The 7,452-nt window shown below is 73.4% G+C and carries 8 protein-coding genes; 6 read left to right on the forward strand and 2 right to left on the reverse strand.

The annotated features are described in order from the left end of the window. Positions 1-55 precede the first annotated feature (55 nt). Entirely contained in the window at positions 56-697 is a 642-nt protein-coding gene (locus tag B5D80_RS15660; RefSeq protein WP_088644607.1) for a TetR/AcrR family transcriptional regulator, read from the forward strand. Here B5D80_RS15660 and B5D80_RS15665 read toward each other — a convergent pair. Next, positions 675-1,319: an O-methyltransferase gene (locus B5D80_RS15665; protein WP_088644608.1), complete on the reverse strand. Its 645-nt coding sequence runs from the start codon at positions 1,317-1,319 to the stop codon at positions 675-677. The genes B5D80_RS15660 and B5D80_RS15665 overlap by 23 nt on opposite strands. 109 nt (positions 1,320-1,428) lie before the next feature. Here B5D80_RS15665 and B5D80_RS15670 point away from each other — a divergent pair, with 109 nt between their 5' ends. Further along, on the forward strand, positions 1,429-2,019 hold the full coding sequence (locus tag B5D80_RS15670) for a TetR/AcrR family transcriptional regulator (protein WP_088644609.1): 591 nt from the start codon (positions 1,429-1,431) through the stop codon (positions 2,017-2,019). A 118-nt stretch (positions 2,020-2,137) separates the two neighbouring features. On the opposite strand, the gene B5D80_RS15675 is transcribed toward B5D80_RS15670, so the two are convergent. Next, positions 2,138-3,118 (reverse strand): zinc-dependent alcohol dehydrogenase family protein, encoded by a 981-nt coding sequence (locus B5D80_RS15675; RefSeq protein ID WP_088644610.1) that lies wholly within the window; start codon positions 3,116-3,118, stop codon positions 2,138-2,140. An 80-nt stretch (positions 3,119-3,198) separates the two neighbouring features. On the opposite strand from B5D80_RS15675, the gene B5D80_RS15680 reads away from it, so the two are divergent. The 4 genes from B5D80_RS15680 to B5D80_RS15695 form a co-directional block, all read left to right on the forward strand. Beyond that, on the forward strand, positions 3,199-3,558 hold the full coding sequence (locus tag B5D80_RS15680; RefSeq protein ID WP_088644611.1) for a winged helix-turn-helix transcriptional regulator: 360 nt from the start codon (positions 3,199-3,201) through the stop codon (positions 3,556-3,558). 63 nt (positions 3,559-3,621) lie between these two features. After that, positions 3,622-4,920, forward strand: a complete 1,299-nt coding sequence (locus B5D80_RS15685) for an MFS transporter (RefSeq protein WP_088644612.1) — start codon at positions 3,622-3,624, stop codon at positions 4,918-4,920. 70 nt (positions 4,921-4,990) lie between these two features. Next, entirely contained in the window at positions 4,991-5,209 is a 219-nt protein-coding gene (locus tag B5D80_RS15690; RefSeq protein ID WP_088644613.1) for an MbtH family protein, read from the forward strand. 21 nt (positions 5,210-5,230) lie between these two features. After that, on the forward strand, positions 5,231-7,452 hold a 2,222-nt coding region (locus B5D80_RS15695; protein WP_144081687.1), incomplete at its 3' end, for an AMP-binding protein.

The following is a 7,452-nucleotide window of genomic DNA, read 5'->3' on the forward strand; positions in this document are numbered from 1 at the left end:
TAGCCGGTCGTCACGCCGAAAGCAACCGACTCGTCGGTTTGTTAGAATCGGTCCCATGTCCTCAGGTCCCGTGACCGCCAAAGGCGCGGCTACCAGCCGCCGCATCCTGGACGCCGCCGCCGTCGAGTTCGCCGAACAGGGCATCGCCGGAGCCCGGATCGACCGCATCACGGCCGCGGCACGCACGAACAAGGCCCAGGTGTACGGCTACTTCGGCAACAAGGACGGCCTGTTCGACGCCGTCATCGCCGACCGCGCCGACCAGCTCATGAGCGCGGTCGCGTTCGACGCGGACGACCTGCCCGGATCGGCGGTGGCGATGTACGACGCGAACCTGCGCGACCCCCGACTGGTCCGGCTGCTGACCTGGCTGCGCCTGGAACGGCAGCCCACCGGCAGCCTGGGCCGGGCCGTCGACCACGAGCCGAAGCTGGCGGCGATCGCCCGGGCGCAGGCCGCCGGCCGGGTGCGCCCGGGCGATCCCTTCGACCTGTTCACCCTGGTCCTGAGCATGGCGTTCGCCTGGTCGGCGGCCAGCATCGGCTACGCCGCGACCGCCGACGAACCCGACGAGCACCACGAGCGGCGGCGCAGGCTCCTGGCCGGGTGCGTCCGGGACGCGGTCTCACCGGGCACCGCACCACCGGACCGACCCGGCCACCCCGGTTCCCTGATCAGCGGCCCGTCCAGCAGCTGAGTTCCATGCCGTCCTCGACCGGGAAGTCGATGCTGACGTAGCCGTTGCCCGGCTCTCGGACGTAGGCCAGGTAGTCGCCCATCGACGCGAACGTGGAGTCGTCGCCGACGACCAGGGCACCCGGGGCGAGCCGGTCCTCCAGTAAACGCAGGACGGGCAGGCACAGCTCCTTCCAGCCGTCGAGCAGCGCCAGGCCGATCGGGCCGCCGACCGCGCCGAGGGTGGTCAGCGCGTCGCCCTCGAGCACGGTCACGATGTCGCCGAACCCGGCCTCCTCGATGGTGGCACGGGCCGCCTTCACCTTGGTCGCACTGAGCTCGGTCGTCGTGACGTGCCCGATCCCGTTGTCCCGTACGGCCGCGGCGAGGTAGAGCGTCGAGATGCCGTACGAGGTGCCGAACTCGACCACCGTCTGCGGCCGGGCCGCGCGGACCAGGGCGTAGAGCAGGTCGCCGCCCCGGGCAGAGATCGGCATGTAGACGTCTTCGAGCAGGTCGGAGCGTTCCTGGGCGGTGGCCGTGGGGACGGGCCGACCCGGCGAGCGCTCGTCGTCGCGCTCGGCCTCGGCGAACAGCCGGTCGATCAGGTCGCGGACCGCCGGGTCGTGCAGTGTCGTCGTCATGAAAGGTAGACTAGACACAACGTTGCGTCTATGGAAGACGTGGGTCTTGTAGCGTCTCGGAAGACGTGGATCACACGGCAGAGACACCTCACGGGGTAAGGAGCGCCCGATGCACCGCGGCAACCGGCACGGCCGCAGCGAGGCGGCCCGCGAGGCCGTGCTCCAGGCGGCCGACGACCTCGTCGCCGAGATCGGCTACGCCAGGGTCACCATCGAGGGCATCGCCGCCCGCGCCGGCGTCGCCAAGCAGACGATCTACCGGTGGTGGCGATCCAAGACCGACATCCTGATCGACGCGTTCACCGCCGACAGCACCCAGGAACTCACCCTGCCCGACACCGGCGCCTTCCGCACCGACCTCCGCGCCCACCTCGACGAACTGGTCCGCTTCCTCGAAGCGTCCGACTCCGGCGCGGTGTTCCGGGCCCTGGCCGGACAGGCCCAGCACGATCCCGAACTGGCCGCCCGGCTACGCACGGAGGTGCTGCCCCGGCTGCGCGCCCGCGACCGGGTGCCGTTCGACCGGGCGACGGCCCGCGGCGAACTGCCCGCCGACGCCGACATCGACCTCCTCGTCGACCAGACGGTCGGGCCGATCCACTTCCGGGTACTCGTCACGGGCGAACCCGTGACACCCGCCCTACTGGACGCGCTGGTCACCACGGCCGCCCGGCACCGGCCGGGCGCGGCAGTCGCCTAGGCCCCGGGTCGACGCCGGTCACCGCCAGGCGTCGATCACGGCGGTAGCGGGCGTCGCGGAGCGGACAGGCGAGTTCGTCGAGCCGGCCAGGCCGGAACCTCCAGCGCCTCGCCGACGACTACGGCGTCACCACGATCTTGCCGGCCGCCGTTCCCTGCTCCAGGTACCGGTGGGCCCCGACGATGTCGTCCAGTGTGAACACCCGGTCCACCGCCGGTTGCAGCACGCCGGTGCGGACACCGGCGGTCAGGAACGCGGCGACCCGCCCGGCGGTCACCGGGTCGACCATGTCCGCGAGACTCATGTAGCGGTGGATGGTCAGCGACGGATTCGCCGGGAACGACGCCGGCCGTGGGTCCAGCCAGCCCACCGTGGCCAGGGTGCCGCCGAGCTTCGCGGCCAGCGACAGTTCGGCCAGGCCCGGACCCATGACGGCGTCCAGGACGATGTCGACGCCCACTCCCCCGGTGTGCCGCCGGGTGGCCTCCACGACGTCCTCCCGGTCGGTGGCGATCACCGCGGCGGCCCCGGCGGCCACCAGGCCGTCCACCGTGGCGCTGTGTCGGGTGACCGCGATCGGGACCGCGCCGATCTGGTGGGCGATCTGGATCGCGGCCCGCCCCACCCCGCCCGACGCCGCGGTGATCAGGATCCGGTCCCCGGGTCGCATCCCGGCCCTCTCCACCAGCGCACCGTAGGCGGTGAAGTACGACACCCAGAGCGCCGCCGCCCCGACGGGCTCCAGCCCGGCGGGCCGTGGCACCACCCGGTCGGCCGGCAGCGTGGTGTACTCGGCGTACGCGCCCCTGGTCTCGAAGTCGGGTATCGCACCGAGGATGACCGGGTCACCGACGGCCAGCCCGGTCACCGTGGACCCGACCGCGTCGACCACACCGGTTCCCTCGACGCCCAGCCGCGCGTGCGGCAACCGCACGGGCCGCGGGGACTGCCCACCCCGGACCAGCTGGTCGATCGGGTTGACGGCGAAGGCTTCGATCCGTACGCGGACCTCGTCGGCTGCGGGCTCGACGACCGGCTCGTCGACGACGCGCAGCACGTCCGGACCGCCGGTCTCGTCGAACACGACTACTCGTGGCATGGAAGGCTCCCTGTGCTCCTGATGGGGTCACCGGGGAACGCTACGGAGCCGATAGGAACCTGCTGGTAACTTTTGGCCCTGTGCCCGACGCCCACGGTCAGGTCTTCCTCGCCGACTGTCCCACCCGCCTGGCCGTCGAGATCATCACCGAGAAGTGGGCGGTGATCGTGCTGTTCGCGCTCAGTCTGCAACCCCGACGCCCCGGCGAACTGGCCGACCTCATCGGCGGCGTCTCCCACAAGGTCCTCACCCAGACCCTGCGCCGCCTGCAGGCGTACGGTTTGGTCGAACGCCGCGCGTACGCCGAAGCTCCCCCGCGTGTCGAATACAGCCTCACCGCACTCGGGCAGACCCTGGTCGGGCCGATCACGGTCCTGACCGACTGGGCCCGCGACCACGGCGAAGCCATCGTCGACTTCCAGGAACAGAACGGACACTGAACCGGCCCGCCTCCACCTTGGAGGGTCACGGCGCCGCGCAGCCCGGGTAGCCTGACCGACACCATGGACGGTCACCGATTCGCCGTGTACCGGCTCCTGCCGCCCCCCGGACTGCCCCGGGCGATCGCGTACCAGACCGCCATGGTGGCCGTCGGCAGCGGCACGTTCCTCAGCGGCAGCATCGTGTTCTTCACCGAGGTGCTCGGCCTCACCCCGGTGCAGATCGGGGTCGGTTTCTCGATCGCCGGGCTCGCCGGGGTGCTCACCTCGCTGCCGCTGGGCACGCTGGCCGACCGGCTCGGCGGGCAGCGGTCCTGGGCGGCCGGTGCGCTCGGCGCGGCGGTGACGTTCGCCGCCTACCCGCTCGTGACGTCCTTCGTCGGTTTCGTGGTACTGATGGTGGTGGCCGCGGCCACCGCCTCGTTCGCCAACGCCGGACGCACCGTCTACACCGCCGCCGCCCTGCCCGCCGCGGACCGGGTGCGCACGATGGCGTACGCGCGCTCGTACCTCAACGCCGGGTTCACCGTCGGCACCGGGCTCGGCGCGCTGGCCCTGGCGTTCGACTCGACCGCCGCGCTGGTCGCCATGGTGCTGTTCAACTCGGCGTTGTCACTGCTCAACGCCGTCCTGGTGGCCCGGCTGCCGGCCGCGCCGGCGGCGCGGCACGAACGCTCGGCCGGCCCCTCCCGGTGGGCGGTCCTCAGGGACGTGCCCTACGTGACGTCGGCGGTGCTCCTCGCCGTCATGATGTTCCACGCGGTGATCCTCATCGAGATCCTGCCGCTGTGGACGATCACCCACACCGACGCTCCGAAGCCGCTGCTCGGCGCGATGCTGGCCCTGAACACGGTGCTGGTGATCAGCTTGCAGGTGCCGGCGGCGCGGGGTGCGGACTCGCTCACCGGCGCGGCCCGCCTGATCCGCCGCGGCGCTCTGGTCACGGCGGTCGCCTGCCCGGTGGCCGCGGTCGCCGGGCGGACCGGCGGCTGGTGGACCGTCGTCGCGCTGATCGGGGTCGTGGTGCTGGTGACGACGACGGAACTGTGGTTCTCGGCGGCACTCTGGTACTTCCAGACCACGGTGCCGCCCGCCGCGGAGCGTGGCGCGTACCTCGGCACGGCGCAGACCATCAGCTCGGCGGCGGACGTCTTCGCCCCGGTCGGACTGACCCTGCTCGCGGTCGGCACCGGCGGCTGGGGCTGGTGGGTCGTCGCCGCGATCTTCGTCGGCTGTGCGCTCGCCGCCGGTCCGGTCGTCGGCTGGGTGGCCCGCACGCCCCGCACCGACGGGCACACCGGCGCGGCGACGGCGGGACCCGATCCGGGTTCCGGGACCGCGGCACGCCCCGCCTCCGGTTGACGGCGCAGGACCGGCGAACTCCTTGACAGCACATCGACGCGTTGAAATCCTTCGGGCGGAAGGGGGTCCGATGGGCGCTGACGATGACACCCGGACGTACGCCGTGGTCGTGAACGACGAGGAACAGTTCTCGATCTGGTGGGACGACCGGGAACTGCCCGCCGGCTGGCGTCGTGAGGGCACCACCGGGTCACGCGACGAGTGTCTCGCCCACATCGACGAGGTGTGGACGGACATGCGGCCGCTGTCGTTGCGGCGGTGGATGGACGAGCACGCCACCAGCGGCTGACATCGTGACGGGCGAGGGCGCATGAACGGCAGTCCCCAGCGGTATCCGGCCCTCGCCGTGCAACGCGGGATGGTGCTGCAGACGCTCCGGCAGCCCGACGCCGGGATCGACGTCCAGCAGGTCACCCTCGCCTGGGACGGTCCGCCGGACCGGGACGCCTTCGCCGCCGCCTGGCAGGCCGCGACCGGCCGGCACGCGGTGCTGCGTACGGCCTTCGAGGTCGACGGTGAGCACGGCGTGGTCCAGGTCGTCCACCCCGCCGTGCCGCCCGACCTGCGGTGGCGGGACGCGACGGTCGACGGGTTCCTGCCCACCGACCGGCGCGAACCCTTCGACGTCGGCCGGGCACCCCTGCTGCGGGTCACCGTCCTGGGTGACCACCACGTCGTCGTCACGTTCCACCACGCGATCCTCGACGGCCGTTCCACCCGGATGCTGCTCGACGAGGTCTTCGCCGACTACGCCGCGCGTCGCGCCGGCCGGCCGCCGCACCCGCCGCACCGGCCGCCGTTCGTGGACTTCGTGCGCTGGTGGGAGGCGCGCGACCCGGCCGCCGACGACGCGTTCTGGAAGGGGTACCTCGCCGACGCCCCGATCCCCCGGGCCCTCCCGGGCCGGCTGGACACCGCCACGGCCGCCGGCGCGCGCAGCGTGCCGGCGGCGCACGAGATCATCCTGACCCGACCCGACTCCGACCGGGTCCGCGCCGCCGCCGCGCACGCCGACGTCAGCGTCGGTGTGCTGGTCCACGCGGCCTGGGCGCTGCTGCGCGGCGCGTACGGCGGCGTGGACGACGTCACCGTCGCGGTCACCAGATCCTGCCGGTACGGCAGCGTCCCGGACGCCGGGCAGATCCTCGGGCTGCTCCTGACCACGGTGCCCCTGCGGATCCGGCTCGACCGGCGGTGGCCGGTGCGCCGGTTGCTCGCCGACGTGGCCGACCGGATCCGGCAGCTCCGCGCGCACCAGCTCACACCGCTGCACCACATCCTCGGTCAGGCGGGGTTGATACCCGACACGCCGCTGCTGGACAGCCTCGTGGTGTTCGAACGGCAGACCCTGGCCACGGCCCTGGCCGAGGGCGGGCCGGAGCCGGCCCGACGCTCCGCCCGGGTGCACCGGCTGCCCGGCTGGCCGTTGACGGTGCACGCCTTCGACGAACCGGAGCTGCGCCTGGGCGTGACGTGGGACGCCGCCCGGCTGCTGGACGCCTCCGCCCGGCGGATCCTCGCCCAACTGCACCGCACCGTGTGCGAGATCGCCGAGCAGCCGGACGCCGCCCTGGCCGACCTGGATCTCGGTGCCGCCGCCGAGGCGCCGCTGCGCGCCGCCTGGAACGCCACCCGACGGCCCTATCCCCGGCAGGCGTCGATCCCCGACGTCTTCGCGGCCCGGGTGGCCGACGACCCGGACGCCCCCGCGCTGGTGGTCGGTGACCGCACGGTCGGGTACGCGGAACTGGACCGCGCGGCCGACCGGCTGGCCGGGACGCTACGCGGGCACGGGGTGACCGGGGAGAATCCGGTCGCCGTGCTGCTGCCCCGGGGCGAACCACTGATCCGGGCCCTGCTCGGGGTGCTCAAGGCCGGCGGGGCGTACCTGCCGGTGGACCCGACCACCCCGCCGGCCCGGATCGCGGGCCTCCTCGCCGCCAGCGGCACCCGGCTGCTGCTGACCACCCCGGCGACCGCCGCCGGCCTGCCCGACCTGGGGCCGGTCCGGGTGCTGGACGTCGACACCCCGGCCGGGGACCCGGTGCCGGCCGGTCCGCCGCCACGGATCCACCCGTTGCAGCTCGCCTGCGTCCTGCACACCTCCGGCTCGACCGGGGCACCCAAGCGGGTCGGCATCACCCACCGGGGCGTGGTGCGGCTGGTGACCGGCCCCGACTTCGCCACCCTCGGCCCCGGCGAGCGGCTGCTCCAGTTCGCCCCGACCGCGTTCGACGCCTCCACCTGGGAGATCTGGGGTGCGCTGCTGACCGGCGCCGCCGCGGTGGTCGCACCGCCGGACCCGGTGGACCTGACCGGCCTGACCGCGCTGATCCGCGACGGTGGGGTCACCGTCGCCTTCCTCACCGCCGGGCTGTTCCGGCAGCTCGCCGGAACCGACGTCACGGCGCTGGCGGGAGTGCGGCAGTTGCTCACCGGTGGGGACGTGGCCGACCCGGGCACGGTCCGTGCCGTGCTCGCCGCCCGCGGCGGGCTCCCGCTGGTCAATGCGTACGGGCCGACCGAGAACGC

The organism is Micromonospora wenchangensis (genome assembly GCF_002210435.1).
Taxonomy (GTDB): Bacteria; Actinomycetota; Actinomycetes; order Mycobacteriales; family Micromonosporaceae; genus Micromonospora; species Micromonospora wenchangensis.

What these genes read in the sequence shown, in the direction of transcription:
- B5D80_RS15660 (WP_088644607.1), top strand. Translation starts at nt 56, where the DNA reads ATGTCCTCAGGTCCCGTGACCGCCAAAGGCGCGGCTACCAGCCGCCGC.
- B5D80_RS15665 (WP_088644608.1), bottom strand. Translation starts at nt 1,319, where the DNA reads ATGACGACGACACTGCACGACCCGGCGGTCCGCGACCTGATCGACCGG.
- B5D80_RS15670 (WP_088644609.1), top strand. Translation starts at nt 1,429, where the DNA reads ATGCACCGCGGCAACCGGCACGGCCGCAGCGAGGCGGCCCGCGAGGCC.
- B5D80_RS15675 (WP_088644610.1), bottom strand. Translation starts at nt 3,118, where the DNA reads ATGCCACGAGTAGTCGTGTTCGACGAGACCGGCGGTCCGGACGTGCTG.
- B5D80_RS15685 (WP_088644612.1), top strand. Translation starts at nt 3,622, where the DNA reads ATGGACGGTCACCGATTCGCCGTGTACCGGCTCCTGCCGCCCCCCGGA.
- B5D80_RS15690 (WP_088644613.1), top strand. Translation starts at nt 4,991, where the DNA reads ATGGGCGCTGACGATGACACCCGGACGTACGCCGTGGTCGTGAACGAC.